Source organism: Geomonas diazotrophica (genome assembly GCF_018919385.1).
GTDB classification, from domain to species: domain Bacteria; phylum Desulfobacterota; class Desulfuromonadia; order Geobacterales; family Geobacteraceae; genus Geomonas; species Geomonas diazotrophica.
In genome coordinates this window covers 64,883-90,898 of the sequence record NZ_JAHLMF010000007.1, presented here as the reverse complement: position 1 = coordinate 90,898, position 26,016 = coordinate 64,883, and the positions used below count along the sequence as shown (strand labels likewise).

General features: G+C 63.1%; 24 protein-coding genes. 16 read left to right on the top strand and 8 right to left on the bottom strand.

Annotation, left to right across the window (positions count from 1 at the left end):
• The first annotated feature begins 106 nt into the window (after positions 1–106).
• From KOM00_RS09270 to KOM00_RS09230, 9 genes are all read left to right on the top strand, one after another.
• Positions 107–523: a response regulator gene (locus KOM00_RS09270; RefSeq protein WP_216498639.1), complete on the top strand. Its 417-nt coding sequence runs from the start codon at positions 107–109 to the stop codon at positions 521–523.
• Entirely contained in the window at positions 520–1,029 is a 510-nt protein-coding gene (locus KOM00_RS09265; RefSeq protein ID WP_216498638.1) for a YkgJ family cysteine cluster protein, read from the top strand. The genes KOM00_RS09270 and KOM00_RS09265 overlap by 4 nt, the downstream gene beginning before the upstream one ends.
• A 133-nt stretch (positions 1,030–1,162) precedes the next feature.
• Positions 1,163–1,420 (top strand): TIGR03905 family TSCPD domain-containing protein, encoded by a 258-nt coding sequence (locus tag KOM00_RS09260; RefSeq protein ID WP_216498637.1) that lies wholly within the window; start codon positions 1,163–1,165, stop codon positions 1,418–1,420.
• Positions 1,421–1,431: 11 nt separating this feature from the next.
• Entirely contained in the window at positions 1,432–1,653 is a 222-nt protein-coding gene (locus tag KOM00_RS09255; RefSeq protein WP_216498636.1) for a hypothetical protein, read from the top strand.
• 196 nt (positions 1,654–1,849) lie between these two features.
• A complete protein-coding gene (locus KOM00_RS09250) occupies positions 1,850–2,620 on the top strand; it encodes an enoyl-ACP reductase FabI (protein ID WP_216498635.1) in 771 nt (256 codons plus the stop codon).
• A 42-nt stretch (positions 2,621–2,662) separates the two neighbouring features.
• Positions 2,663–4,336: a GTPase HflX gene (hflX, locus tag KOM00_RS09245; protein WP_216498764.1), complete on the top strand. Its 1,674-nt coding sequence runs from the start codon at positions 2,663–2,665 to the stop codon at positions 4,334–4,336.
• A gap of 42 nt (positions 4,337–4,378) precedes the next feature.
• A complete protein-coding gene (locus KOM00_RS09240; protein WP_216498634.1) occupies positions 4,379–4,996 on the top strand; it encodes a trimeric intracellular cation channel family protein in 618 nt (205 codons plus the stop codon).
• A 4-nt stretch (positions 4,997–5,000) separates the two neighbouring features.
• Positions 5,001–5,468 carry an NUDIX domain-containing protein gene (locus tag KOM00_RS09235; protein ID WP_216498633.1) on the top strand — a complete coding sequence of 156 codons (468 nt, stop codon included), beginning with the start codon at positions 5,001–5,003 and terminating at the stop codon, positions 5,466–5,468.
• Positions 5,469–5,771: 303 nt separating this feature from the next.
• A complete protein-coding gene (locus KOM00_RS09230; protein WP_216498632.1) occupies positions 5,772–7,949 on the top strand; it encodes a methyl-accepting chemotaxis protein in 2,178 nt (725 codons plus the stop codon).
• A 55-nt stretch (positions 7,950–8,004) separates the two neighbouring features.
• On the opposite strand, the gene rtcA is transcribed toward KOM00_RS09230, so the two are convergent.
• The 6 genes from rtcA to KOM00_RS09195 form a co-directional block, all read right to left on the bottom strand.
• Positions 8,005–9,045, bottom strand: a complete 1,041-nt coding sequence (gene rtcA / locus KOM00_RS09225; protein WP_216498631.1) for an RNA 3'-terminal phosphate cyclase — start codon at positions 9,043–9,045, stop codon at positions 8,005–8,007.
• Positions 9,046–9,058: 13 nt separating this feature from the next.
• Positions 9,059–10,231 (bottom strand): 6-phosphofructokinase, encoded by a 1,173-nt coding sequence (locus tag KOM00_RS09220; protein WP_216498630.1) that lies wholly within the window; start codon positions 10,229–10,231, stop codon positions 9,059–9,061.
• Between the two features lie 83 nt (positions 10,232–10,314).
• Entirely contained in the window at positions 10,315–11,892 is a 1,578-nt protein-coding gene (locus tag KOM00_RS09215; RefSeq protein WP_216498629.1) for a putative bifunctional diguanylate cyclase/phosphodiesterase, read from the bottom strand.
• A gap of 48 nt (positions 11,893–11,940) precedes the next feature.
• Entirely contained in the window at positions 11,941–12,711 is a 771-nt protein-coding gene (locus KOM00_RS20650) for a DUF2889 domain-containing protein (protein WP_236026852.1), read from the bottom strand.
• 107 nt (positions 12,712–12,818) lie between these two features.
• Positions 12,819–13,988, bottom strand: coding sequence for a M24 family metallopeptidase (locus KOM00_RS09200; protein ID WP_216498628.1), 1,170 nt, complete (start codon positions 13,986–13,988; stop codon positions 12,819–12,821).
• A 25-nt stretch (positions 13,989–14,013) separates the two neighbouring features.
• Positions 14,014–15,600, bottom strand: a complete 1,587-nt coding sequence (locus KOM00_RS09195) for a PAS domain S-box protein (RefSeq protein ID WP_216498627.1) — start codon at positions 15,598–15,600, stop codon at positions 14,014–14,016.
• A 242-nt stretch (positions 15,601–15,842) separates the two neighbouring features.
• Here KOM00_RS09195 and KOM00_RS09190 point away from each other — a divergent pair, with 242 nt between their 5' ends.
• The 5 genes from KOM00_RS09190 (at position 15,843) to KOM00_RS09170 (ending at position 22,795) form a co-directional block, all read left to right on the top strand.
• Positions 15,843–16,325, top strand: a complete 483-nt coding sequence (locus KOM00_RS09190; RefSeq protein ID WP_216498626.1) for a PaaI family thioesterase — start codon at positions 15,843–15,845, stop codon at positions 16,323–16,325.
• Between the two features lie 253 nt (positions 16,326–16,578).
• Entirely contained in the window at positions 16,579–19,872 is a 3,294-nt protein-coding gene (locus KOM00_RS09185; RefSeq protein WP_216498625.1) for a cache domain-containing protein, read from the top strand.
• A 188-nt stretch (positions 19,873–20,060) separates the two neighbouring features.
• Positions 20,061–20,378 carry a hypothetical protein gene (locus KOM00_RS09180; protein ID WP_216498624.1) on the top strand — a complete coding sequence of 106 codons (318 nt, stop codon included), beginning with the start codon at positions 20,061–20,063 and terminating at the stop codon, positions 20,376–20,378.
• Between the two features lie 146 nt (positions 20,379–20,524).
• The gene (locus KOM00_RS09175; RefSeq protein WP_216498623.1) at positions 20,525–21,001 is read left to right on the top strand and encodes an SH3 domain-containing protein; all 477 of its coding nucleotides are present in this window, start codon (positions 20,525–20,527) and stop codon (positions 20,999–21,001) included.
• 159 nt (positions 21,002–21,160) lie between these two features.
• Entirely contained in the window at positions 21,161–22,795 is a 1,635-nt protein-coding gene (locus tag KOM00_RS09170; protein WP_236026851.1) for a methyl-accepting chemotaxis protein, read from the top strand.
• 21 nt (positions 22,796–22,816) lie between these two features.
• Here the strand turns inward: KOM00_RS09170 and KOM00_RS09165 are convergent, their stop codons facing one another.
• Positions 22,817–23,260: a YbaN family protein gene (locus KOM00_RS09165; protein WP_216498622.1), complete on the bottom strand. Its 444-nt coding sequence runs from the start codon at positions 23,258–23,260 to the stop codon at positions 22,817–22,819.
• 247 nt (positions 23,261–23,507) lie between these two features.
• Between KOM00_RS09165 and KOM00_RS09160 the strand changes: the two genes are divergently transcribed.
• Both KOM00_RS09160 and KOM00_RS09155 read left to right on the top strand, forming a co-directional pair.
• The gene (locus KOM00_RS09160; protein ID WP_216498621.1) at positions 23,508–23,876 is read left to right on the top strand and encodes a DnaJ family domain-containing protein; all 369 of its coding nucleotides are present in this window, start codon (positions 23,508–23,510) and stop codon (positions 23,874–23,876) included.
• A 103-nt stretch (positions 23,877–23,979) separates the two neighbouring features.
• Positions 23,980–24,390, top strand: coding sequence for an SseB family protein (locus KOM00_RS09155; protein WP_216498620.1), 411 nt, complete (start codon positions 23,980–23,982; stop codon positions 24,388–24,390).
• Between the two features lie 137 nt (positions 24,391–24,527).
• On the opposite strand, the gene KOM00_RS09150 is transcribed toward KOM00_RS09155, so the two are convergent.
• On the bottom strand, positions 24,528–25,952 hold the full coding sequence (locus tag KOM00_RS09150) for an SPOR domain-containing protein (protein ID WP_216498619.1): 1,425 nt from the start codon (positions 25,950–25,952) through the stop codon (positions 24,528–24,530).
• Positions 25,953–26,016: the final 64 nt, after the last annotated feature.

The following is a 26,016-nucleotide window of genomic DNA, read 5'->3' as shown; positions in this document are numbered from 1 at the left end:
TTGATTTCGCTAGTAAAAAAGTCACTTGCCAGGCACGGACATACCGGCTATAGATTAATAGCACGTCCAAAGCAGCTTAACAACCGTGTAACTAGGGTAACTTGTTATGGGAAATGAGAACCAGCGGCCGGCCAAAGTACTGGTCATGGACGACGACGAGATGGTCCGGTTCGTAGCGGGGGAAACCTTGAAGCGCTACGGTTTCGAGGTCGAGTTCGCCAACGACGGCGCCCAGGCCGTGGAGATCTACCGCGAGCGGCACCAAGCGGGCGACGCCTTTGCCGCCGTGATCCTGGATTTGAACATCCCCGGGGGGATGGGAGGGCAGGAGGCGATGCAGCGTCTGCTCGAGATAGATCCCGGCGCCAGGGGGTACGTGTCCAGCGGCCGCACCGACGACCCGGTCATGATGAACTACCAGAGCTTCGGCTTCAGCGGCACCATCGAGAAACCATATTTCTACCTGAACAAGCAGCTCATGGAAGAGTTCAGCAAGACCCTGCGCGGCCCCGAGCAAGCATGACCGGATTGGAAAACTACCTCGCCCTGCTCTCCCGCGTCGACGAGATCTGCCGGCGCACCTCGGAAACCTTCAGCGCATACATCACCTGCCGCGCAGGCTGCGACGCCTGCTGCCGCCATCTCTCCATCTTCGCCGTGGAAGCCGCCGCGCTCAGGAAAGCGCTGCGAGAGCTCCCTGCCGAGCAGGCCGAACTGGTCCGCGCCAAGGCCCGGGAGACACGGGAAGGCTCCCCCTGCCCGCTGCTCCATGACGGGCTCTGCCTGCTCTACCAGGCCCGGCCGATCATCTGCCGCACCCACGGCCTTCCGCTTCTGCTCTTGCGCGAGGGGGAAAGGTCGGTCGACTTCTGCCCCGAAAACTTCCAGGGGCTCCCCAGCATCCCCGGCAGCGCCGTCATGGACCTGGAGCGGCTGAACATGATGCTGGCCACGGTCAACGCGCTGTACCTGCAGTCCTTCCCGGGGCCGGAGCGGCTCACCATGGCTCAGGCGCTTCTCTCAGATTGACTTTTCCCTCGACTTCAGGGTATATGGCCCGGTGCGAAAGATTTCGCGGCGCCGCCGTCATGCGTGAACCGGACGCTGGCGCGGGGGGTCTGGGCGCATATACTTTACGAGCTGCAAAAGGAGAGGCAACAAGATGAAGGTGAGCTACAACACATCCGGGAGCTGCGCCTCCCGGATCGAGATAGAGATCGAGGACGGCGTCATCGTCGCCACCAGGTTCGTGGACGGTTGTGCCGGGAACACCCAGGCGGTCGCCGCCCTGGTGCGCGGCATGGAGGTGACCGAGGCCATCAAACGCCTCAAGGGGATCGCCTGCCAGGGTGACACCTCCTGTCCCGACCAGTTGGCGAGAGCCTTGGAGCAGTCGCAATGCAGCACCAGACCTTCCTAGACGGGGGCGTTATGGAAATCTTCGGCGGGTTCATGATGATGATGAGCATCATCGGCTTCTTCCTGGTGGTGATCTGGTTCATCCTCCCCTTCGTGATCTTCAACATCAAGGGACGGGTGGACCGCTCCGCTGCGATGCTGGAGGAGATGGACCAGCGCCTGAAGAACATCGAGCGAATCCTGCAGGATTATCGCAACGTCGAGGAGCAGCGCCCGCTCGACCCGCCGCTGTAGCTCTCGCCCCGGACGACGACTCCCTTCTTCACCGATCCTCCCCCTCACCGGGGGAGGGTGTCTCCCCCTTCGAACTTCCTTAAAAACCTGTCATATCCCTTGCCAACACCGGCTTTTTTCATTATCATGTGCCGCTATGTGTCAAGCGGCAGACTAGAGAAGCTTAATCTGCCGCAGTCGACAGCAAGGAGAGTTCATGGGTTTACTGGAAGGGAAAAAAGCACTTATTTTCGGTGTAGCTAACGATAAAAGTATCGCCTGGGCCACCGCCGAGGCATTCCACCGCGAGGGGGCCGAGGTGGCCCTCGCCTACGCGGGCGAGGCGGTCGCCAAGAGGGTGATGCCGCTTGCGGAGAGCATCGGCTCCAAACTGGTGCTCCCCTGCGACGTGAGAAGCGACGAGGAGATCGCGCGCCTGTTCGACCAGGTGCGCGAGGCGTGGGGGGGGCTGGACATCCTGGTGCACTCGGTCGCCTTCGCCAACAAGGATGAGCTCAAGGGCTCCTTCCTGAACACCACCCGCGAGGGGTTCGCCACGGCGCTCGACATCAGCGCCTATTCCCTGATCGCCATGGCGCGGGAGGCGGCACCGCTCATGCAGGGGCGCGACGGCAGCGTGATCGCCATGACCTACTACGGGGCCCAGAAGGTGTTCCCAAACTACAACGTCATGGGCGTCGCCAAGGCGGCGCTGGAGGCAAGCGTGCGCTACCTGGCCGAGGCGATGGGACCGGAAGGTACCAGGGTGAACGCCATCTCGGCGGGTCCGCTTAGGACCCTTGCTTCCGCCGGCATCGGGGGCTTCGGCCAGATCGCCGGGCACGTGGCCGAGAAGGCGCCGCTGCGGCGCAACATCTCGCAGGAGGAGGTCGGCAACGCCGCCCTCTACCTCGCCAGCCCGCTCGCAAGCGGCGTGACGGGCGAGATCCACTTCGTAGACTGCGGCTACAACATCATCGGGCTGTAGCGGAGGCGCGCCATCAAAGGACTGCACGGTAACCTGACAGGACTGAAACCGAGCCAGGTAAAGAGGCTTGAGAGGCTGCACCGCCGCCGGGTGAAACCGGGTGAGGTGGTTTCCCTGGAACTGGCCCGGGAACTGGCTGACATCTCGCTGGAGATCAGGCGCCAGCTCGGCGTCCTGGTGAGCCGCATCGGCGAGATCGCCTACGTGGTGGTGGGGGATGAGCGCGGCATCATGATCCCCCCCCTGGAGGAGTACCCGCTCGGGAAGAGGCTTTTGCGCGGCGTGCGCCTGGTGCACACCCACCTGAAGGGAGAGGTCCTCTCGGACGACGACCTGACCGACCTCTCGCTTTTGCGCCTGGACCTCATCGCCGCCCTGCAGCTCACCCAGAACCCGGACCGCTTCTCGATCCAGACCGCGGCGCTCATCCCGCCCGACGGCGGTCCCCTCCCCTACCACGTGGAGCCCTCGGTCCCCTTCCAGAAATACGACCTCGACTTCAAGGGGTTCGTGGAAACCCTGGAACAGACCATGGAGCGCGGCCTCAAGGAAGGGAAGGTGGTCGCCAGCGGCCAGGAGCGCGGCATCCTGATCTCGGTGACCCAGCGTCCCATGGAGGAGGCGGTCGATTCCATCGAGGAGCTGAAGGAGCTGGCCCGCACCGCCGGGGTCGGCGTGCTCGACACCGTGATCCAGCGCCCCAAGGAGTTCAACCCGCGCTACCTGTTGGGGGAGGGAAAGATCCGGGAGGTGGTGATCAAGGCGCTGCAGTACGGGGCCACCATGCTCGTCTTCGACCAGGAGCTCTCCCCGGCCCAGGTGCGCTCCATATCCGAGCTGACCGAGCTGAAGGTCATCGACCGCAGCCAGCTGATCCTGGACATCTTCGCCCGGCGCGCCACCACCCAGGACGGCAAGGTCCAGGTGGAGCTGGCCCAGTTAAAGTACCTGATGCCCCGGCTCTCCGGGCGCGGCGTGCAGATGTCGCGGCTCATGGGGGGAATCGGCGGGCGCGGCCCCGGCGAGACCAAGCTGGAGATCGACCGCCGCCGCATCCGCGACCGGATCGCGCACCTGGAGCGGGAGCTGAAGGAGCTCTCCAACGGCCGCTACCAGCGCCGCCAGAAGCGCGTGAAGGCGGGGATCCCCATCATCTCCATCGTGGGGTACACCAACGCCGGCAAGTCCACCCTCCTGAACACCATGACCAAGAGCGAGGTGTTCACCGAGGACCTCCTCTTCGCCACGCTGGACACGTCGTCCCGGCGGCTGCGCTTCCCGATGGACCGGGAGGTGATCATCACCGACACGGTCGGCTTCATCCGCAGCCTCCCGAAGTCCCTGATGGGCGCCTTCAAGGCCACCCTGGAGGAGCTCAAGGATGCCGACCTCCTGGTCCACCTGGTCGACTGCAGCAACCCGCGCGTCGAGGAACAGATCAGCCAGGTGAACGCCATCCTGGCGGAACTGGAGCTCTCCCAGAAGCCGACCCTCCTCGTGTTCAACAAGATGGACCTGCTCCCCGACCTGAAGAAGGGGGACCCCCTCGCCTTCATGAAGGTGCGGCAGCTTACCCGCAAGTACGGCGCCATCACCATCAGCGCCTCGGACAGAAAGAGCCTCGAACCGCTCTTGAAGGAGCTGCAGCAGCGTTTCTGGCACGATGTCGAGGATTACCGGGCTCCGGGGGAGCACCACGAGGAATTCGAGGAGTAGACCGGCGCTCCCGATCCCGCCGGCAGAGGAATCGATCTTTTCATGGACCAGCAAGCCATCATCTACGCCCTCGACCTTTTGGGCACCGTCGCTTTCGCCGCCTCGGGGGCGCTCGCGGGCGTGCGCCGCGGCATGGACCTCCTGGGGATCATCGTGCTCGGCATCGTCACCGCCACCGGCGGCGGCGTCATCCGCGACGTACTTTTGAACGACACCCCCCCCTTTTGCTTCAAGAACGAGCTCTACCTCTACCTGGCCGTCGCCGCGTCGATAGCGGTCTTTCTCACCCCCAGGAGCTTCGAGCGGATGAACCGCGCCATGCTCCTTCTGGACGCCCTGGGTCTCGGGACCTTCCTGGTGATCGGGACCTCCAAGGCGCTCCAGTTCAACCTGGGGCTCATGGGCGCCATCATCATGGGGGTGATGACCGCCACCTGCGGCGGGCTGGTGCGCGACCTTTTGAGCAACGAGATCCCGCTCATCCTGCAGCGCGAGATCTACGCCTCGGCCTGCGTGGTCGGGGGCGCCCTCTTCTATTTCCTGCACCAGACCACGCTCCCCTCCCAGGTGAACCTCACCGTCTCCGCACTCACCGTCATCACCATCCGCTGCACCGCCATCATGAAGGGGTGGCAGCTGCCGCGCGGCCAGGCGCTTTAGCCCGATGCCGAGGCGGAGCGCCGGGCTGATCATGTACCGCGTGAGAAACGGCGCGCCGGAGCTCCTCCTGGTGCACCCGGGGGGGCCGTTTTGGGCCCGGAAGGACCTGGGGGCATGGTCGATTCCCAAGGGGGAATACCTGGAGGGGGAGGATCCCTTGCAGGCTGCCCGGCGGGAGTTCCGCGAGGAAACCGGGCACGAGCCGAGCGGCAGCTTCATCGAGCTGGACCGGATCAGGCAGCCCGGGGGAAAGCTGGTGCGGGCATGGGCCTTTAGCGGCGACTTCGACCCCGCGCACCTCGTCAGCAACACCTTCACCATGGAATGGCCGCCGCGCTCCGGCAGGCAGACCGAGTTCCCCGAGGTCGATCGCGCCTGCTGGTTCGGCATCGACGAGGCCCGGGAAAAGATCCTCCCCGGCCAGCTCCCCCTGATCGACCAGGTGGCCGCCTTGCTGCGGTCGGCCGGTTGATCAGCCACTCCCGCCGTCCAAAAAGCTCACCTCCGCGCGCCGCCCCCTTTTTCTTTGAGACACCGCCGTTACCAGCCGAACAGTCTCCTCCCGGAATATAACAACGCCGCCCCCCACCACCGCAAGATACCCTACTTTTTTTCTTGTATACACTTAAGTCGTTGAAGGCATTGCCGATAGGGGATGATGGTACCTTACAACGACGCCGCTTTTTCCAGAGTCTGCAGGCCTAGTTTTACCAGGCAAAACACTTGCGGGCGGTTGCCGCCGTCCGGAAAACGAAGAGTGACACAGGGGGGAAAGATGAAGATTCAGGACATGAAGATCGGTGCACGGCTAAGCGTTGGTTTCGGTGTGATCCTGTTACTGCTCCTTGTCATCGGGGCCATAAGCGTCGTCGGCATGCTGAAAATGGATTCCGGCCTGGAAACCATCGTCAAGAAGGAGTACGCCAAGATCAAGCTGGCCAACGATGCGGCCAAGAGCGTCACGGCTATCGTTTCCAGCGTCCAGAGCATGCTCCTGGAAACCGACGCGGCGGCACGTCGCGAGGACAACAAGAAGATCGACCAGGCGCGCCAGCAGTACAAGGCGTCCATGGAGAAGCTCGAAAAGCTGGAGACCACCGGGCAGGGGAAGGAACTCATCGCCAAAGCGAAGCAGACCCTGGACAACGCCCGCAAGGCCAACAACCAGGTGCTCGAACTCGCCCTCGCCGGTAACAGCGCGCACGCCTCGGCCGTCTTCGAGAAGGAGGCGGCGCCCCTGCTTGCCTTGATCGCTCCGGCCTTCAACGAGCTGGTTCAATACCAGGAACAGGGGATCGAGGAACGCTACCTGAGCGCCGCCCAGGTCTCCTCCCGGTCCCGCATCATCGCAGTTTCCCTGGCTTTTCTGGCCATCGCCATCGGCGCGCTGATCGGCTTTTGCATCACCCGCAGCATCAGCCGCCCGGTACGGGCCCTCTCCCGCTGCGCGGACAAGCTCGCGCTCGGAGACGTCGACGTCGAGATCGACACCGAGGGTAACGACGAGATCGCCATGCTGGCCCGCTCCTTCAAGAACATGGCCGACAACATCAAGGAGGCCTCGCTCGCCGCCGAACGGGTCGCCCACGGCGACCTCTCGGTCCAGGTGACCCCGAAGTCGGAGCGCGACCTGATGGGCAAGAACCTCTCGACCATGATCGCCACCATCGGGACGTTGAGCGCGGATATGAACGAGCTGATCAAGGCTGTCAGGGAGGGCAAGCTCAGCGTGCGCGGCGACGCCGCGGCCTTCCAGGGGGCCTGGGGCGAGCTCCTCACCGGCCAGAACCGGCTGATCGAGGCGTTCGTGCAGCCGATCGACGTCACCTCGCGCTATCTCTCCCGCATCTCCAAGGGTGACATCCCGGACAGGATAACCGACACCTACTACGGCGACTTCAACGACATCATCAACAGCCTGAACCTCCTGATCGATGCCAACAACGATGCCACGAGACTCGCCAGGGAGATCGCGGAAGGAAACCTGCTCCTCGAGGTGAAGCAGCGCTCGGAAAACGACGGACTGATGCAGGCGCTCGCCACCATGGTGCAGAACCTGACCCGCGTGGTCACCGACGTGAAGAACGCAGCCGACAACGTCACATCAGGAAGCCAGGCGCTCAGCTCCACCTCGGAGGAGATGTCGCAGGGGGCGAGCGAACAGGCGGCCTCGGCCGAGGAGGCCAGCTCCTCGATGGAGCAGATGACCTCGAACATCCGGCAAAACGCGGACAACTCGCTGCAGACCGAGAAGATCGCGGTGAAATCCGCCACCGACGCCAGCGAAAGCGGCGAGGCGGTCGCAAGGACGGTGGCGGCCATGAAGGAGATCGCCTCCAAGACCTCGATCATCGAAGAGATCGCGCGCCAGACCAACCTTTTGGCCCTGAACGCGGCCATCGAGGCGGCGCGGGCGGGGGAACACGGCAAAGGGTTCGCCGTGGTCGCCTCGGAGGTGAGAAAGCTCGCCGAGAGGAGCCAGAAGGCGGCCGGCGAGATCGGGGATCTTTCCCTGACCTCCGTGGAGGTGGCGGAGCACGCCGGGAACCTGCTGCAGATGCTGGTCCCCGACATCCACAGGACGGCCGAGCTGGTGCAGGAGATATCCGCGGCATGCAAGGAGCAGGACACCGGCGCGGAGCAGATCAACCGCGCCATCCAGCAGCTGGACCAGGTGATCCAGCAAAACGCCGGCGCTTCCGAGGAGATGGCGTCCACGGCCGAAGAGCTCGCCTCCCAGGCCGAGCAGCTGCAGGGGACCATCGCCTTCTTCAAGGTCGGTGCGGCTGCCGTCGAGCGGAGGCAGCCTGCGAAGGGGGCCCCCACTGCCAACAAGATCGGACACCAGAAGCTGACCCGGGCCGGTGGCCCGGCCGCGGGCTACCCCGGCATCCAGATAAACCTGGACGGGAGCGAGGAGAGCCTGCTGCAGGCGGGTTTCGAAAGGTACTAGCGGCTCGGGATTTCCGACAACAAGAAAGGCGGCCTTAGCGGCCGCCTTTTCTATTTCAACGATGCGGGGTGATCGTCACCCCCCCCGGCCCCCCTTCCCTTCCCTCCAGGTGGCAGGAGAGCTTCAGGAAGCGCCCCGCCACCAGCAGGTTTGTGGCTAGGTGCCTGGTGACGCGCGAGGTGCGAAAGAACGAGCTTCCCGTGCCGCGCACGAGGTAGAGCACCAACTGGTCGGCGAGGTGCGGGTCGATCGGCTCGCCGCTTTCGTGGTGCTCAAGAAACTCGCTCGCGGCCTCGGCGCCGACCGCTTCGGCGGGCTTTCCCCTCTCCCCCAGGCCGGTGAAACCCGCCACGGCATGCTCGTACTCCCCCTTGATGAATATGAAGGTGCCCTGCCCGAGGATACTCACCTCCCGCGTCTCCATCTCCATCGGCAAGCCGCGCTCCAACCTCCCCTTGAGACCGGCGAGGGCCGCCTGGAGCTGCCGTTCGGCTATGTGCCTGGGGAGGTTGCCGACGGCTGATACGATGCGCAGCCGTGTGAGCCTTCCCCTTTCCCGGACCAGGCAGGGGGCGAGGACTTCGGCCGGCTCCACGAGGCAGCCGATCCTCCCTCCCCCCTTGGGATAGAAGCCGAAGGAGTGGGCGACGGTTTCGCCGCGCACCCCCAGGCGGACGATGCTGGGCCAGAAGATCTCCTCGAAGTAGTTCCAGGAAGGACTGAAGGGGACATGGGTGCCGCCGGTCACCGTGACGCGGCTTGCCTTGCGGGCGGCAAGCAGGGGGGGGATCACGGTCTGGAGCACCAGGGTGGCCGAGCCGGCCGTGCCGATATCGAAGCTGTATTCTCCCGGGGTGATGCTGTCGGGAAGGAAGCTCAGCTCCGGCGAACCGAGCCGGTCCCCTACCACGTTGGCCGCCGCGATGCGCGATGCGGCCTGCACCGCCATCAGGTGCTGCCGCATCAGCCCCGACTTGGACCGGTTCTTCCTGATGTTGTAGATGTGGAACCCCTGCCCGGTGAGGCAGGAGAGGCTCAAGGCGCTGCGCAGCACCTGCCCTCCCCCCTCCCCCATGCTCCCGTCGATCTCGATCATGGCGCCACCGCCTTCAGTAAAGGAACATCGGCTTGCCCAGCACGTGCCGCACCCTCGGACGGTATTCGACGGAATCGTAGAGCTCGGCCACGTCCACCCTTTTCTCCCCCTGCATGATGGTGCTGATCGGGATGTGCCGGTAGGTCCCTCCCTGCATGGCCACCATGCGCCCGGACATCCCCTCGCTGATCAGGTCCATGGTCATGTTGGCGTAGTTGTAGGCGACCATGAGGTCCAGCGAGTCGGGTGCGCCGCTGCGCATGAGATAGGAGAGCTGCTGGTAGATGATGTGGGAGCCGGTCAGCCGCTTCACCGCCTCGCTCACCACCACGCCGATCCCCCCAAGCTTCTTGTGGCCGTAGGCATCCTCCTGGCCGTACTCCACGATCTGCCCCCCCACCATGGACGCCCCTTCCGATACGGTCACCATGGCGTAGTTGCTGCGGTTCCCCTTCTTGTCTTCTTGCAGCAGCAGGGAGAGCTTCTCGACGTCGAAGGGGACCTCGGAGATGAGCGCACGGTCCACCCCGGCCAGGTAGGCCGAGATGAGCGAGGTCTCCCCGGAGTTGCGGCCGAAGAGCTCCACCACCGCGATGCGCTCGTGAGACCCGGCGCTGGTGCGCAGGTTGTGGATGAAGTTGACGCTCCTGGTGACCGCAGTGGAGAAGCCGATGCAGTAGTCGGTGCCGAAGACGTCGTTGTCCATGGTCTTCGGGATGGCGACGATGGGGACCCCCTCGCGGTTCAGGCGTTCGGCGTAGCTCAGGGTGTCGTCTCCCCCGATCGGTATCAGCACGTCGATGCCCAGGTGCTCCAGGTTGGCGAGGATGTGCTGGGTGAAGTCGTGAGTCCCCGAGACCGCTGGGTCGCAGTCGGCGCCGCGCAGGAAGACGGGGACGTCGCCGGCTGCGACCTTGCCCGGGTTGGTGCGGCTGGTGTGCAGGAAGGTCCCCCCGGAGCGGTCCACGGTGCGTACCGCGTGGCGGTCCAGCGGCATCACGGCCTTCTCCCAGCTCTCCGGATCGTCCCGGTTGTAGCCCAAAAGCCCTCCCCAGCCGCGCCGGACGCCGACCACCCGGTACCCGCTTTCGGAGGCGCGCGCGACCAGGGTCTTCAGGGCGGGGTTTAGCCCCGGCACGTCGCCGCCGCCGGTCAGGACGCCTATGGTCTTCTGCCTGTCTGCCATGGCAATCTCCTTTAATGATCATCGTTAAAAAACTTTCACATTATACCGGAGCGGCGGGTCATTTCAAGGCGGCCGGAAACGCTCTACTGCTCGCGCTTGGCGGGCGTGAGCCTGGAGATGAAGCGGGACATCTCGGAGGGGAGCATGGGACGGGCGAAGTAGAAGCCCTGCATGAGACGGCAGTCGATCGAGGTGAGGAAATCCTTCTGCGCCTCGTTCTCGACGCCTTCGGCGATCGCCTCCATGTCCAGGCACTTGGACATGAACATGATGGTGGTGGCGATGGCGGCGTCCTCGGAGGAGGTGACCACGTCGTTCACGAAGGACTTGTCGATCTTCAGTGCCTGGAAATGGTAGTGCTTGAGCGAGGAGAGCGAGGAGTAGCCGGTACCGAAATCGTCGATCTGGACGTTGACGCCCATGCGCTGCAGCCGCTCCAGGACCCCTACCGCCTCGCTTTCGTAGATCATCAGCGACTGCTCGGTGATCTCCAGGGTGAGCCGGTCCGGGGGGAGGCCGCTGTCGTGCAGCGCCGCCTCGATGGCCTGCTCCAGTCCCTCGTGCGCGAAGACCGTCGGGGACATGTTTACCGCCACGTTCAGGTCCAGCGCCTCGTCGCGGTACCAGAGCGCCGCCTGCCGGCACGCCTCCCTGAGCACCCACTCGGTGAGGGGCCAGATGAGCCCCCCCTTCTCGGCCAGCGGCACGAAACTCCCCGGCCCCAGCTCCCCCAGGTGAGGGTGGCGCCAGCGCACCAGCGCCTCGACCCCGACCACGCGCATGGTGGCGGTATCGAGCTTGGGCTGGTAGACCAGGAACAGCTCGTCGCGGTTGATGGCGCGCAGAAGACCGTGCTCGAGCTGGATCCTGTGGTCGTGCTCCTCGCGCCACTCGCCGCCGTACAGGCAGAAGGTGGAACGCCCCTGCTGCTTGGCCTGCCCGAGGGCCAAATCCGCCATCTTGAAAAGCTGCATGGGATCGTCCGCGTCGGAGGGAAAGAGGGCGATGCCGATGCTGGCGCTGGTCCTCAGGGTCTCCCCCTCCACCTGCACCGGCTCCGAGAGCGCGTCCAGCACGCGCCGGGCCATCACCGCGGGTCCCTCGGGCATCTCGGGATGGTGCAGCAGCATGGCGAACTCGTCCCCTCCCACCCGCGCCACGATGTCCTCCCCGCGCATGGCGCAGCGCGTCAGGCGGCGCCCGGTCTCGGCGAGCAGGGCGTCGCCGACGAAGTGGCCGCGCCGGTCGTTGATCAGCTTGAAGCGGTCCAGGTCGAGGAAGAGGAGCGCCACGCTTTCGCTCCGCCTCTTGGCGAAGACGATGGACTGCGCCAGGAAGTCATCGAACGCCTGGCGGTTGTACAAACCGGTGAGCCCGTCGCGTACCGCCTGTTCCCTGATGCTGAGCTCGGTCGCCCGGTGCCGCGCCTCTATCTTCGCGGTCAAGAGGTAGATGATGGCCGCCATGGTGAAGACCCCCAGCAGTTCGAGGCCGCCGGAGGCGAGGTATTTGAGTAGGGGATGGCCCGCGAGCAGCAGGCCGAAGATGAGGTGGGCCAGCAAAAGCCAGCTGATGCTGGCCAGGATGTAGATGCAGGCTACGGTCGCCGGCGAGAGGCGCCCGACCCAGTTGCGCAGTTTGCCCAGCGTGCCGCCGTCCATGGTCGCTCCTGGTAAGTCGGTGAAATCACCGTCTCAGTATAGCGCCTTTCAGGTGGTGAGGTAGTAGGTGATCTCGTTGTGCCCGACCAGGAGTTCCAGCCCGGCCAGGGAGGGAGGCGCGCAGGGGGTGGCTTTGCACTCCTCGATGAGGCGCCAGGCGTGCAGGGTCGATTCGGGGGTGAAGTAGAGGTCGAGCCCGCCGTCCTGCGCGTCTTTACGGAACAGGGCCATGGTACGGGGACCGCCGGCCGAGCGGAAGAGCGCGGTGAAGGCGTCCTGGATCGCGGTAGCCTTTCCGGCCGAGATATCGCCGGGGCCCAGGAGAAGGTGGTGCCATTGCATGTTCATGCTCTCTCCCATCGCTTGCCAATTTTTGCGCGGCGGCGCTACATAGCCGGCGCAGGAGCCGACCAGTTTCTCGTGGATCGCGTCCAGCATCTCCGCCTCGTCGGTGATCCCGGCGGCGGCGCCCAGGTTCAGGGCCAGCGGGAGGAGGCCCAGGAGCAGGTTGCGCATGTTGCCGCACCCGGCGGAGCCGCCGAGCACCTCGGAAACCTTGCGCTGCAGGCCGCGGCCGATGACGAAGCCGTTCAGCCCCGCCATCTTCGCGGAGACGTTGCGGCAGTCGGGGGTGGGCGACATGCGGAAATCGGCCTCAGCCGAGATGATCTTCATGGTGGCGACCTCGACCCGCACCTCGAGGAGCACGTCGTGGAAACGGTCCTTCATGGTTGCGGTGAGCAGCGCCGTGCCGTCGGGTTGCTTCAGCAGGCGGTACGAGATGTCCCGCTGGAAATCTTCCATGGTGTTCAGTTGCATCGGTACTACCTTTCCGCGATGGGTTGTTCGGACCGAAGCGAAACGCTCGCTGCGGCACTGTGGAGAATTTGGGGGCACTCCCCCGGCGAGGAAGGGTGTCCCCGTCCTTAGAGGTAGACGAGGTCGTCGGGGAGGTCGCTCAGCCTGACACCCCCCTCGTCGGTTACCGCGAAGGTGTTTTCTATGCCGATGACTCCCTTGCCCGGGAAGACGAACTTGGGCTCGATGGCCAAGGTCTGACCTGCCTGCAGCGCCACGTTGAACCCCTGTGCCAGAACGGGGAACTCGTCCAGCTCGAGTCCCACGCCGTGGCCGACGAAACGCGCGTTCTCGCCGGGAGCACCCATGAAATGCTCGGCAAGCCCCGCCGCCTGGGCCATCTCGGCGGCCTTGAGGAAGAGCTCCTCGCAGATCGCCCCCGGTTTGAGATGCTCCGCCAGGTACCCCTGGATGGCCAGCGCCGTCCGGAAGGCATGCTCGAGTTCGGGCGCGAGCTTGCCGATCACGAAGAACCTGGTCATGTCGATGATGTAGCCGTTGAAGACGCCGGTGTAGTCGATGAGGATCGGGGCGTTGACCGGGATGAGGGCGGCGGAGGCCCCGTGCGGCGAGGCGCTGGACATCCCCTGCCCGGTGACCGCACCGTCGAAGAAGCCGGTGGCGCCGGCGCTGGCCGAGGAGACTGCCAGCCCCTGGAAGAGCTCCTGGTTGAAGGCGCGCATGCGCACGTACCCCTCTCCCCCGGCCTTTCTCAGCCGGTACTCGAACTCGGCCGCGAGGTCAACCTCCCGCATCCCGGGCTTCAAAAACCCGGGCACCTCGCGGAACACGCCGGCCAACTGCCCGCCGCAGTGGCGGATCTGCTCTAGTTCCCACGGCGACTTCACCGACCTGATCTCCCGGTTGATGGCGGAGACGTCGACGAAGTCGCGGCCGGGAAGGAGCTTCAGGTAATAGTTGTACTGCTGCACCGGCGCCACGTCGAAGGTGAAGCCGACGCTGCGCACCCCCTCCTCGAACTGCGCCGGAAACTCCTTGCTGGAGGGGAAGGGACGGGTGTCTTCGATGCAGCTTTCCTGTATCCCCCTGGCGAAGCTCTTGCGCACCCAAAGGCGCGGCTCACCCTCGGCGGGAACCCAGAGGGTCGAGTTCTGCCGGGTGCCGGAAAAATAGTAGACGTCGATCGGGTGGATGAACAGGGCGCCGTCGATACCTTTTCCCCGCAGCGCCTCTTGCAGCCTCGAGATCCTCTGTTGCGATTCCTGCCTGGTCAGCATCCTTCCTCCCTGGGTTTGCCGGCGGCTAGCCGAGTGTGAAGAAAAAAGTGGCGCCTCTGCCGGGCTCGGCCTCGGCCCAGATATGGCCGCCGTGGCGCTGGATGATGCGCTGCACGCTCGCCAGGCCGATGCCGGTCCCCTTGAAATCGTCCGAGTCGTGCAGGCGCTGGAACGGCTTGAACAGGACCGAGGCGCGGCCCATGTCGAACCCGGCGCCGTTGTCCCGCACGAAGAAGGCCTCCTTCCCCTGGTGCGGCACCGTGCCGAACTCCAACCGGGTCTCCTCCTTCTTGGCCGAGTACTTCCAGGCGTTGCCCAGGAGGTTGTCCAGCACCACCCGCAGCAGTTGGGGGTCGGCATCGGCCTGCACCCCCGGCTGGACCACGCACTCCGCGCGGCGCTGAGGGTCGGAGAGCCTCAACTCGGCAAGGATCTCCCCGGCCAGTTCGCTCACGTCCACCTGCTCGCGGTTCAGGGGAACGCTGTAGCGGCGCGAGAAGTTGAGCAGGGTGTCGATGAGGTGGTTCATCTTGATGCTGCCGTTGATGATTTCCTGCACGTAATCACGGCACGGCGGCACGAGGTTCGGCCCGTAAAGCTCGAGGATCACCTGGGCGAAGCCGTAGATGGCGGTAAGGGGTCGCCGCAAGTCGTGGGAGACGGTGTAGTTGAAAGCCTCGAGCTCCTCGTTGGCGGTCTCCAGTTCGAGCGCCCGCGCGGAGAGATGGGTATGGAGCACCTCGATCTCCTCCGCGGCCAGCTTCCTGCGGGTGACGTCGGAGATCATGGCGAAGGAGCCCGCGAAGGCGCCGCTTTCGTCGCGGATGGGCTTGGCTGACACGCTGACCCAGACCCTGGTGCCGTCCTTGCGCACCAGGATGGTTTCGTAGTGCTCGGAGACGCCGTTCTCGCGGCTGCGCTGCCGGGCGGCGGTCTCGTCGTGCAGCGCGTCGTCCACGAACTCAAGGAAGGGGTGCCCCAGCAGCTCGGGCACCTCGCATCCCAGCATCTCGGCGAACTGCCGGTTCAGGTAGACGAGGCGGCCGGTGCGGTCGGCGGCGACGATGGACTCCTGCGAGGTCTCCACGATCATCCGGTAGCGGGCCTCGCTCTCCTTGAGCGCCTTCTCGGCCGCCTTCCACTCGGTGACATCGACCATGACGGCCAAAGACCGGACGATGTCCCCCTCTGCGTCCCGTTCGGCGGCGGCGCTCAACAGGACGTCGATGACCTCGCCGTTTTTCTTGACCAACTGGTAGTCGATGTTGCGGCAAAAGCCGGTGCGGAAAAACTCCGGCAACACCGTCTCCATGGCGTAGCGCCGCGACTCCGGCGTCAGGAAGTCGCTGGAGCGGCGCCCGAGCACCTCCTCGCGGGAATAACCGAGCACCTCCGTCCAGTAGTTGCTCACCCCGAGCAGCAGGCCGTTGCGGTCGATGGAATGCAGCATCACGGGCGTGTCGTTGTAAAGGCAATGGAAGCAGCGCCCGCCTTGGTCCTGCTCCTCCAGGGCCTCCTGATGCTCCTTCAGTATCCGGCGCAAAGCGGCGTTTTCGGCCTGCAGCCTGGCTACCTCGGCCTGGAGACCTCCGGTTGTCACTTCGTCGTTCATAGCAACTCCGGCACTGGACGTAACGTTGGTGTGAGTTGTTTACGCTTTGTGGAGCTAACTGTCAACTGATTTCAGTTTGCAAAATGACCGGTATCGGGAAGGCAACCTGGCGATTCAACAACGGTGTTGTCCCTGGTCGGTTTTTTTGTATACAGGATCAACCCCGCTCTTTATTTCCGGAAAAAAGTCTGCTAAGGTAGCTCCTGCTTTACGTGCACGTAAACCCAGCAAGGAGAAACAGAGTGCCCAATTCAACCGTACTGAAAGCTTGTGAGCAGACCGAGATAGACCTGAGCGGCGCAGCGGACTGGGTGCCGTTCGACGCACCGGCCCTGGTGGGAGACTCGCTTCGATTCGTCTCCGGCGACTCCAGGGGCGACCGTTTCCGGGCCCGCTACTACCGCGACGCGGAAAAGCATCTGCATGCCCGCTTCTGGCTCGGCCCCGAGGCGGAGGGACCTCCGGGGCACGCCCACGGCGGTGCCGTGGCGGCCATCATGGACGAGGCACTGGGGCTCGCAGCATGGGCGGCCGGTTACCCGATCGTGGTCGGCAACCTCAACGTGAGTTTCCGCAACATGCTGCCGCTCAAGAAGGTGGTGACCGTGGAAAGCCGGGTCGTCTCCGTGGAAGGGAGGAAGATCATGGTCCATGGCCGCATCTTCCGCGGCGATACCACCTTCGCCGAAGCGCAGTGCCTCTGCATAACCATTCCCGGCAGGTAGACCAGCTTCAGGACTCCGCGGCGGCATAGCCGCCGCGGCTCCCCCTCTCCCCCCCGGTCGCATTTCCCGCACCGGGATCTTGCTGCGCCAGCGCCGCCCCTTCTTTTTCGCAGAATGCACGCTCCAATTTCCCATTTATTTTCCCGCACAGGTTACCGATAAATCTCCCTGACAACCTCGTGGCTCACCAGTGGGCCTCATCTGAATCTGCAGCGCGCCAACCACAGGCAACAGGCTGTAAAGGGAGAATGGAATGAGCATCAAAAGGTTCAAAGACTGGAGCATCTCGGCAAAAGTACTGAGCATCTCACTGGCCACCGTCGTAATCATAGCGGCGGTCAACTTCTTCTACCTGCTCCCCGCCCTGGAAACGAAGATCCTCGAGGAAAGAGAGGATACGCTTAAGGCGGTGGTCGACCTGCCGGTCGAGTTGATCGCGGAATACGACCAGAGGGCCCAGAAGGGGGAATTTTCCCTGGACGAGGCGAAGAAGCGCGCCAGGGAGCGGATCAAGCAAATGCGCTACGCGGGCAACGAATACTTCTGGATCATCGACCTGAACGCGGTCATGCTCATGCACCCTATCAAACCCGAGCTGGACGGCAAGGACCAGAGTGCCGCCAAGGACCCGACCGGGAAGCTGCTCTTTTCCGAGATGGCTAACGTTGCCAGGAACAACGGGGGAGGCATCGTGCAGTACCGCTGGCCCAAGCCCGGCTCGACAGTCCCCGTCGAAAAGCTTTCCTACGTCAAACTGTACAAGCCTTGGGGGTGGGTCGTCAGTACCGGTCTCTACATGGACGACCTGCGCCAGGTGATATCAGAGATGCGCTGGAAGATAGCCGCCCTCACGCTGGCGATTGCGGTGGCCGTTCTTCTTCTTGGCTACATGGTCGCGTCCCGGATCAGCAGGAACATCAACAAGCTGATCAAGGTGGCCGACGAGTTGGCGCTGGGGAACGTGGATGTGGTCATCGAGAGCGACTCGCAGGACGAGGCCGGCAACCTGGCTGAAGCCTTCGGCAAGATGGTCGACAACATCGCCGAAGCCGCCCGGGCTGCCCAGAAAGTGGCGACGGGAGACCTGTCGGTCCAGTTGCAGCCAAAGTCGGAGAAGGACGTACTGGCCGTGAACCTCAACGTCACCATCGCCGCGGTACAGGCCATGGCCGCCGACGCCAACATGCTGGCAAGGGCCGCCATGGAGGGGAGACTCACCGAGCGCGCCGACGCCAGCCGGCACCAGGGAGAATACCGCAGGATCATCGAAGGGGTGAACGCCACCATGGCACGCCTGGTGGGGCTTTTGGACACCATGCCGGCACCGGCCATGATCATCGACCGCGACTTCAGCGTCTTGTACATGAACGAGATCGGTGCCAAGGTGGGCGGCAAGACCCAGGCACAGGTGGTCGGCACCAAGTGCTTCGACCACTTCAAGACCAGCGACTGCGGGAGCACCAACTGCGCCTGCGGCAGGGCGATGCAAACCGGTGCGAGCGCAAGCTCCGAGACCGATGCGCACCCGGCTGTTGGACTTGATCTGGACATCGCCTACACCGGGCTCCCCATACGTGACGAGTCGGGAAAGGTCATCGGCGCCTTCGAGGTGGTGACCGACCAGACCGCGGTCAAGCAGGCCGCCCGCCTGGCCAGGAAGATCGGCGACTATCAGGAGCAGGAAACCAGGAAGCTGGTGCACGGCCTGGACAAGTTGGCCAAGGGGGAAGTGGACTTCTCCATCAGCACGGCCGAGGGGGACGCCGACACCGGTGCGGCCAAGGAGATCTTCGATTCCCTCGCCGCCGCGGTGAACGGCTGCGTCGAGGTGATCAAGACCCTGGATGCCGACGCCGCCAGTCTGGCCCAGGCTGCAACGGAGGGAAGGCTCACCGCGCGCGCCGACACTCGCAAGCATCAGGGTGCCTACCGCAACATAGTCCAGGGGGTCAACGACACCCTGGCCACCATGGTGGGGTTCATGGACAACATGCCCGCCCCTGCGATGATCATCGACAACGATTACAACGTGCTGTACATGAACCAGCTGGGGGCGAAGGTGGGGGGCAAAAGCCAGGCCCAGGTGATCGGATCCAAGTGTTACGACCACTTCAAGACCAGCGACTGCAAGACCGCCAACTGCGCCTGCGCCCAGGCCATCGGCACCGGACTGGAAGCGACCCGGGAGACCGACGCCCATCCTTCGGCCGGGCTCGACCTTGACATCAGCTACACCGGCGTCCCCATCAAGGACAAGGATGGCAAGGTGATCGGCGCCTTCGAGGTGGTCACCGACCTTACCTCCGTGAAGACGGCGGCCCGCCAGGCGAAGAAGATCGCGGACTACCAGGACCGCGAGACCAGGAAACTGGTGGAAGGGCTTGGGAGGCTCGCCCTGGGGGACGTAACGATTGCGCTGCGGACGGAGGCGGCCGACAGCGACACTGCCGAGGTGAAGCACACCTTCGACACTATCGCCGAGGCGGTCAACAGCACGGCCAAGGCCAACCGCAACATCGCCGAGGTCGCCAAGCAGATCGCAGCAGGGGATCTGACCCTGAAGCTGCAGGAACGTTCTCCCGAAGACGAGTTATTGATCGCCCTGAGGGCCATGATGGAGAAGTTGAACGAGGTGGTGACCGACGTGAAGGGCGCTGCCGACAACGTGGCCTCGGGGAGCCAGGAACTCTCCTCGAGCTCGGAACAGATGTCCCAGGGTGCGAGCGAACAGGCCGCCTCCGCGGAAGAGGTCTCCTCCTCAATGGAGGAGATGACCTCCAACATCAGGCAGAACGCCGACAACGCGCTGCAGACCGAGAAGATAGCGGCAAAATCCGCCAAGGATGCCAAGGAGGGGGGCGAGGCGGTCATGCACACCGTAGGTGCCATGAAGGAAATCGCCGGCAAGATCTCCATCATCGAGGAGATCGCGCGCCAGACCAACCTGCTGGCCCTCAATGCCGCCATCGAGGCGGCACGCGCCGGCGAGCACGGCAAGGGATTCGCAGTGGTGGCGAGCGAAGTGAGGAAACTGGCCGAACGGAGCCAGAAGGCGGCTGCCGAGATCTCGCAGCTCTCCTCCAGCAGCGTCGAGATCGCCGAGCGAGCCGGCGAGATGCTGACCCGGATGGTTCCCGACATCCAGAAGACGGCGGAACTGGTCATGGAAATCTCGGCGGCCTGCCGCGAGCAGGACACCGGCGCCGAGCAGATCAACAAGGCGATCCAGCAACTGGACCAGGTCATCCAGCAAAACGCCTCGGCCGCCGAGGAGATGTCCTCCACCGCCGAGGAGCTCTCCAGCCAGGCAGAGCAGCTGCAGGATTCCATCTCCTATTTCAAGGTGGAGGACACTGAGCGCGGCGCCAGGCGACTCCCACCCGCGCGCCCGGTCCAGGAGGTCATCCAGCCGAAGGGCAAGCAGGCACGCAAGAAAACCCTGACCCAGTCGGTTCCCCTCTCTCAGCCGCCCCTGAAGCAGAAGGCCGCTGCGGGCGGACTGACATTGGAGATGCATCAGGACGATTCCGATTTCGAGAGGTTCTGATCGTACGTGACATGACAGGCAGCTGCCGACTTCCCTCGGCATAGAAAAGGCATAGAGGCAGCACCGAGAGGTGCTGCCTCTTCCTTTTGGGGTGATTTTTCTCTTCAGTAAAAATACCCGATGCCGATAACAAAAACTGTTGACCGAAAACTATAAGGAAGCCCGATGCCACGGGCAGTCAGTCATTCATGGAAAAGACACCCTTCGTAGTGCTGCTGTTTCTCGCCATAACAGCTCTTTTCGCATTGAACCCCGGTATCCGCAAGGCAAGTCAACAGGGCGGTTGTGAAATCTCCATCTACCAGTACTCACAGCTTCATGCCGCGATGGAACGGTACCCCGAGATCGCAGACATGGCGCTCGACGAACTGTCAGGAGAACGGGTGACCCTGTCTCAGTACAACAGGGTCATGCAAACAGTCCATGTGATCAGGCTCAAGGAGGCGCGGGGCATGACCGCGCACAACGACAGGTTCCTGCCAGTCAGAACGCTCGCCAAAAATTGAATCAAAAAATTATTGATTATTTTTAATTTGACCGGTATTATTTTTTACGCCGAGTCTGAAAGACTATGAGGGACTGCCTCGCGTCGCCTCTCTCTAACGCCTCAACCTCGACCACTTGGTCGCATTACTCATAAAAAGGAGACACCATGAGCAAAATGATCCGCAACATCATCCTCGCAACAGCGGCTGTAGCAGCATTCGCGGTTCCGGCATTAGCCGAGAGCACCAACTGTACGGTGACCGCCCCGGAGATCCGTCTTCGCAAGACCGCCAGCAAGAAGGCGAAGGTGATAGCAGTCCTCAAGAAGGACGCCAAGGTGACGGCGCAGAGCTGCTCCGGCGGGTGGGTCAAGGTCGCCTCTGATGACGGCAAGCTCGCAGGTTACGTGGGCGGATGGGCGCTCTCCTCGGCCGCACCGGTCATGGTTGCCTCGACCGAGCCGGTCCCCCTCCCCGCGAGCCCCGCACCGGCGGCTGAAGCCGCCAAAGAAGTGCCCAGCAACGAGAAGCTCGCCATGCAGATCACCGACCTGCGCCTCAAGGTACTCAACGTCGAGCGCGACGTGGACTTGATGCGCAAGGACATCAAGAAGATCAAGGTTGCGATGAAGCACAAGAAATAAGTCCGATGGGGACCGGAAACGGTCCCCATTCCGCCCCCCCCCCGCTCCCCCTCTCGTCTCACCGTTTCCTGCCCTTCCCCGCTGTCGCGCTTCTAAAGATTGCCGTTCCAGCACCGATAAGGTGCAGACGCAGCATACCCGGCAACATAGGAGCAGACGATGAAAGGCTTCACAACGGCAAAACTGTCCACCAGGTTCTTCGGGGCCATGCTGGTCCTCAACCTCTTCACCACCGCGGCCTTCACACTCCACACCTATTACAGCGAGAAGAAAGAGATCCTGGGCGACGTAGACCGCGAGCTGCGCACCTGCGCCGAGGGGGTGCGTCTTGCCGCTGATCCCTACCACGCCAAAGCGGCGACTGCCCCCCCGAACCGGGCCGAATTCGATGCCCTTAGCGACCGTCTCACCGCCTGGGCCAAGGCATCGGGGTTCAACTACATCTACACCATGGTGCAAAAGGACGGAAAGATCGTCTTCTCTTCTTCCAGCTACACCAAAGAGGAAAAGGAGACAGGGAAACAGAGCAAGCTCTTCGATCCTTACGAGGACGCCAGCCAGGGGCTCAAGGACGCATTTCAGGATCACAAGCTGCACTACGACCAGTATTCCGACAAGTGGGGGACCTTCCGCTCCATCTTTTTGCCGGTGCGCTCTGCTGACGGCACGCTTTACGTGATCGGCGCCGACATCTCCATGAGTCATATCGACGGTGTGCTGCGCGGCCTGCTGGTGAACTGCCTGCTGATTGCACTGCTCGTTTTCGTGGTGGGAGGAGGGGTGATGCTGGTACTGGTGAGGTCGGTACAGCGGACCATCGGACAACTGGCGCGCGGCGTGAACCTGATCGCTCAGGGTGAGCTGAAGACCCGTATCGAACACGAGGGGAGCGACGAACTGGGGCTGCTGGCTTCGGACATGAACAGGATGGCGGAACACCTGAAGGACGTGGTGGCGCAGGTGAGGAACTCGGCCGAGGAGGTCTCCCAGGCGTCGGGTCGTTTCAGCGAAACGGCACTGCAGATGGCGGCCGGCGCGGACCAGGTCTCAGGCCAAGTGGGATCCGTGGCCACCGCCGGCGAAGAGATGGCTGCCACCTCGTCCGACATCGCCCTCAACTGCGCCGGCGCCGCCGACCTGGCCCGCCATGCCAACTCCACCGCGTCGGCCGGTGCCGCTGTCGTCGACGGTGCCATCGGCGCCATGCACTCGATCGCCGCACGGGTCCGGGAGTCGGCACAGACCGTGGGTGGGCTGGGGACACGCTCCGAACAGATCGGCGCCATCCTCGGGACCATCGAGGACATAGCCGACCAGACCAACCTGCTGGCGCTGAACGCCGCCATAGAGGCCGCCCGGGCCGGCGAGCAGGGGCGCGGCTTCGCCGTGGTGGCCGACGAGGTGCGGGCTCTCGCCGAGCGTACCACGAGGGCGACCAAGGAGATCGACGGCATGATCAGGCTGATCCAGCAGGAGACCCGAAGCGCCGTCGATGCCATGGAGGCCGGTGTGGACGAGGTGGAGAAGGGAACCGTCGAGGCGGGGAAATCGCAGCAGGCGCTACGCGAGATAATGGAGTGCATCGCAGAGGTGACCATGCAGATCAACCAGGTGGCCACCGCAGCCGAACAGCAGACCGCGACCACCCACGAGATCTCCGGGAACATGCAGCAGATCACTTTCGTGGTGCAGCAGACAAACCGGGCCGCCCACGACTCTGCGGACGCGGCTGCGTTATTGAGCCAGAACGCGGAACAGCTCCAGGCAAGGGTGCGGCAGTTCAGGATCGACTGAAAACGCGATAACCTGCCCAGTTCACGGCTCGCCCTCCCCCGACTCGGGGTCCTTTGCCCGACGAGGCGCGGTCGGCAGCATAAGGAGATAGACGGTGATGCAAGCCGCTATGAAGAGGAGCAGGATCCGCAGCCACGCCGCTGCCACAAAGACGAAAGCGGTCACCGGGAAGGAAACCCAGATGGCACCGATCACCAGGCACTTGACGCGGAGCGGGATCGAGCCGTGGGCAAGGTACTCCTTCAACATCGGTCCGAAGTGCCTGTGTTCAACCAGCCAGGTATGGAAACGCTCGGAACTGCGGGAGAAGCAGATCACGGCGACCAGCAGGAAGGGGATCGTCGGAACCAGGGGGAGGAACAGGCCCACCCCCCCGGCGGCAAGCGAGAGCACCCCCGTCCCGATCAGCAGGTAGCGCAGCCATTCGCTTTTCACCAGCCTGACCTTCAGGTGCCGATGCTGCATCGTATCCTCAAAGACGACTGCGCTGCGGCGGTGAGCCGCAGGTTGTAACACGCCGGGGAACGAAGTGAAATTACCTGCTTAATTGTAAGCGAGCCGGCCCGGTTTTAATATGAGAATTGTGAAGCCGGCTCCCGGGGTGGACACAAGGCAAGGAGTTTAGCACAAGGCCGAGTGATCGTGCGCCTGACGCTCTTGCCGGGCGACAGGAAAGTTGACTATCTGCGGGTGGTTCTGCCACAATCGCCGAATGGAAATTTTCGCGATCATAGCAGAGAGAAGGATCCAGGAAGCAATCGAGCGCGGAGAGTTCGACAACCTCGCCGGGCGCGGAAAGCCGCTGGTGCAGGAGGACCTCTCGGCCGTCCCTGAAGAGTTGCGCATGGCCTACAAGGTCCTCAAAAACGCCGGATGCGTGCCTCCGGAGGTGGAGTTGACCAACGAGGTGGCCTCGCTGCGGCGGCTGATCCTGGAGATGGAGGAGAGCGAGGAGCGGATGAAGAAGGTGCGCGAACTCAATTTCAAGCTGATGAAGCTGGAGATGACCCGCAAGCGCCCCCTCTCGCTCGACCTGCTCTCCGAATACCAGGGCAAACTCCTCGACAAGCTGCAGGGGTAACGCATCGCTTTATCTTTATCCTTGAAATGATCCCCCCCGTTCGGTATGGTGCCAGTGGTGGCCACCCGTTCCCGCACTATAACAACACCAAAGGAAACCCTAGATGGAAAAACTAGACGAGGCGCTGGTAAACCTGCGCCAGAACATGAGCGACGGCAAGAAGCAGTGCGAGTTCTACGACCTCTTTCTCAACTCCTCCTTTTTCGTGCCCATTCTCAGCGAAAGTGAGCAACAGGAAGAATCGGGCGGCGTCATGCCGCTGATCACCGAGGCTGACGGCAAAGACTACCTGATGCTCTTCAGCACGCTGGAGCGCCTCCATGCCTGGGACGCCACGGTCCGCTACTTGGAGGCCCCCGGTTACCTGCTTGCACTCAGGACTGTGGAGCCGCTCAACTGGGCGCTCAACGCCGGCACCGACTATTCGAAGCAGTTCCACCCGGAAGAGATCGCCTGGCTCAGGGAGTCGGTCGAGCGCTGTAACGCCGAGGCGGCGGGCGGCCAACAGGCTTGATGAGCTTCCCGGGCGGGGTCTCCGCCCGTTGAAGATAGATCAGCAAAGGGCAGCCACCCTGGTTGCCGTTTGCCAATAAGAAAGGGGCAGCCACGCGGTTGCCCCTTTCCCTTTCTTACTCTTTTCCATCCCCGTTCTTATTTCGGACGTTGCACCACGGTCGGTTTCACGCCCAGCTTCTCCAGTTCGGCCCCCTTCCGGGCTGCATCCTTCTCGCTTTTGAAAGAGCCAGCCGTCAGGCTGAAGGTGGAAACCTCGACCGCTGTCGGCCTGAGTTCGGTGGTGATGCCAAAGCCGGCCAGTCGAAGCTGCTCGTCTACCGCACCGACCTTATCGAAGTATGACCCCGCATAAACGTTGAACTTGCCGCTCTTATCCTGAAGCATGAAATTATCGGCCTTAGCCTTGCGCAGTTTTTCCATCATCTTCTCGGCGGCTTGGTGTTCGGTGTACTCGCCGGCATGGATTCGGCTCATCTGCTCTTTCTTCTTGGGACCGGGCGCCACTACCGGTTTCATCCCGGCACTTTTAATCTTTTTCTTGATCCCAAACATCTCGGACTTCAGTACAAAAGTGCCGAAATCGAGGGTGTACGCACCTGTGGCGGAAGCAGCGCCTGCCGATGCCACCTGCGGCTGGGACGGCGTCGAAACTGCAGGTGAAGGAGGCGCAGGAGCTTGCGTCACAGCTTTGTCCACTGCAGGTTTCTTGTCAGCCAGTTTCTTGCTTTTGGCAGCCGCCGTTTTCTTGGCAGGAGCCTTCTTAGATGCAGCTTTCTGGACGGCAGCTTTCTGTACGGCAGCTTTGTCGGCAGCAGCTTTGTCGGCAGCAGCTTTCTCAGCAGCAGCGTTCTCGGCAGCAGCCTTCTCGGCAGCAGCCTTCTCAGTAGCTGCTTTTTCTATCGCGGCTTTTTCAACTGCAGCCTTTATGGCCGCCGTTCTCTCGGCTACCGCTTCCTCGATGGTAGTCGGTCTGGCAACTGGGATTTTTGCGCCCCCTACCTGGCCGTCTGCCGTTTGCCCAGCAACGGCCTGTTCAGCAGCCACTCTTTGAGCCGCCACCCTGTCAGCGGACAATTTTTCAGCCATCGACTTCTCGGCAGCAACCTTCTCGGCAGCAACCTTCTCGGCAGCAACCTTCTCGGCAGCAACCTTCTCGGCAGCGGCCTTCTCGGCAGCCGGTGGAACTGGTTCAGGCTCTGCCAGTTGCGGCGGCGGCTGACTCTGGTCCTGCACCATCTTGAGCAGGCCGGGTTCCAACTTATCTGACGCCTTCGGAAAATCCTTCAGCAGCGTCTTTAGAGTGCGTACCGCCTTCTCTTCCCTCGAGGTCGACGCATAACACTTCGCAAGCATCAAAAGCACTTCCTCCCGTTGGGAAGTGCTGGGATATTTCTTTAGGATCCTCTCAAGCCAGGTGGAGGCAAAATAGTAACTGTTCTCCTTGTAGTGGTTCCTGGCCTGGGTAAACATCGACGCTTCGTCGGAGTCGGCGAAAGATGCGGAAGGAACAATCAGACAGGCCAGTAAGACTGCCACTAACAGCATGCGCATGGTACTCATTCAAAGCCTCACATGTTTCAATAGAGTCTACAGTCTAGGTATGGTTTAGACAGAAGCTAGGGGC

What these genes read in the sequence shown, in the direction of transcription:
- KOM00_RS09270 (WP_216498639.1), top strand. Translation starts at nt 107, where the DNA reads ATGGGAAATGAGAACCAGCGGCCGGCCAAAGTACTGGTCATGGACGAC.
- KOM00_RS09265 (WP_216498638.1), top strand. Translation starts at nt 520, where the DNA reads ATGACCGGATTGGAAAACTACCTCGCCCTGCTCTCCCGCGTCGACGAG.
- KOM00_RS09260 (WP_216498637.1), top strand. Translation starts at nt 1,163, where the DNA reads ATGAAGGTGAGCTACAACACATCCGGGAGCTGCGCCTCCCGGATCGAG.
- KOM00_RS09255 (WP_216498636.1), top strand. Translation starts at nt 1,432, where the DNA reads ATGGAAATCTTCGGCGGGTTCATGATGATGATGAGCATCATCGGCTTC.
- KOM00_RS09250 (WP_216498635.1), top strand. Translation starts at nt 1,850, where the DNA reads ATGGGTTTACTGGAAGGGAAAAAAGCACTTATTTTCGGTGTAGCTAAC.
- KOM00_RS09240 (WP_216498634.1), top strand. Translation starts at nt 4,379, where the DNA reads ATGGACCAGCAAGCCATCATCTACGCCCTCGACCTTTTGGGCACCGTC.
- KOM00_RS09235 (WP_216498633.1), top strand. Translation starts at nt 5,001, where the DNA reads ATGCCGAGGCGGAGCGCCGGGCTGATCATGTACCGCGTGAGAAACGGC.
- KOM00_RS09230 (WP_216498632.1), top strand. Translation starts at nt 5,772, where the DNA reads ATGAAGATTCAGGACATGAAGATCGGTGCACGGCTAAGCGTTGGTTTC.
- rtcA (WP_216498631.1), bottom strand. Translation starts at nt 9,045, where the DNA reads ATGATCGAGATCGACGGGAGCATGGGGGAGGGGGGAGGGCAGGTGCTG.
- KOM00_RS09220 (WP_216498630.1), bottom strand. Translation starts at nt 10,231, where the DNA reads ATGGCAGACAGGCAGAAGACCATAGGCGTCCTGACCGGCGGCGGCGAC.
- KOM00_RS09215 (WP_216498629.1), bottom strand. Translation starts at nt 11,892, where the DNA reads ATGGACGGCGGCACGCTGGGCAAACTGCGCAACTGGGTCGGGCGCCTC.
- KOM00_RS20650 (WP_236026852.1), bottom strand. Translation starts at nt 12,711, where the DNA reads ATGCAACTGAACACCATGGAAGATTTCCAGCGGGACATCTCGTACCGC.
- KOM00_RS09200 (WP_216498628.1), bottom strand. Translation starts at nt 13,988, where the DNA reads ATGCTGACCAGGCAGGAATCGCAACAGAGGATCTCGAGGCTGCAAGAG.
- KOM00_RS09195 (WP_216498627.1), bottom strand. Translation starts at nt 15,600, where the DNA reads ATGAACGACGAAGTGACAACCGGAGGTCTCCAGGCCGAGGTAGCCAGG.
- KOM00_RS09185 (WP_216498625.1), top strand. Translation starts at nt 16,579, where the DNA reads ATGAGCATCAAAAGGTTCAAAGACTGGAGCATCTCGGCAAAAGTACTG.
- KOM00_RS09180 (WP_216498624.1), top strand. Translation starts at nt 20,061, where the DNA reads ATGGAAAAGACACCCTTCGTAGTGCTGCTGTTTCTCGCCATAACAGCT.
- KOM00_RS09175 (WP_216498623.1), top strand. Translation starts at nt 20,525, where the DNA reads ATGAGCAAAATGATCCGCAACATCATCCTCGCAACAGCGGCTGTAGCA.
- KOM00_RS09170 (WP_236026851.1), top strand. Translation starts at nt 21,161, where the DNA reads ATGAAAGGCTTCACAACGGCAAAACTGTCCACCAGGTTCTTCGGGGCC.
- KOM00_RS09165 (WP_216498622.1), bottom strand. Translation starts at nt 23,260, where the DNA reads ATGCAGCATCGGCACCTGAAGGTCAGGCTGGTGAAAAGCGAATGGCTG.
- KOM00_RS09160 (WP_216498621.1), top strand. Translation starts at nt 23,508, where the DNA reads ATGGAAATTTTCGCGATCATAGCAGAGAGAAGGATCCAGGAAGCAATC.
- KOM00_RS09155 (WP_216498620.1), top strand. Translation starts at nt 23,980, where the DNA reads ATGGAAAAACTAGACGAGGCGCTGGTAAACCTGCGCCAGAACATGAGC.
- KOM00_RS09150 (WP_216498619.1), bottom strand. Translation starts at nt 25,952, where the DNA reads ATGAGTACCATGCGCATGCTGTTAGTGGCAGTCTTACTGGCCTGTCTG.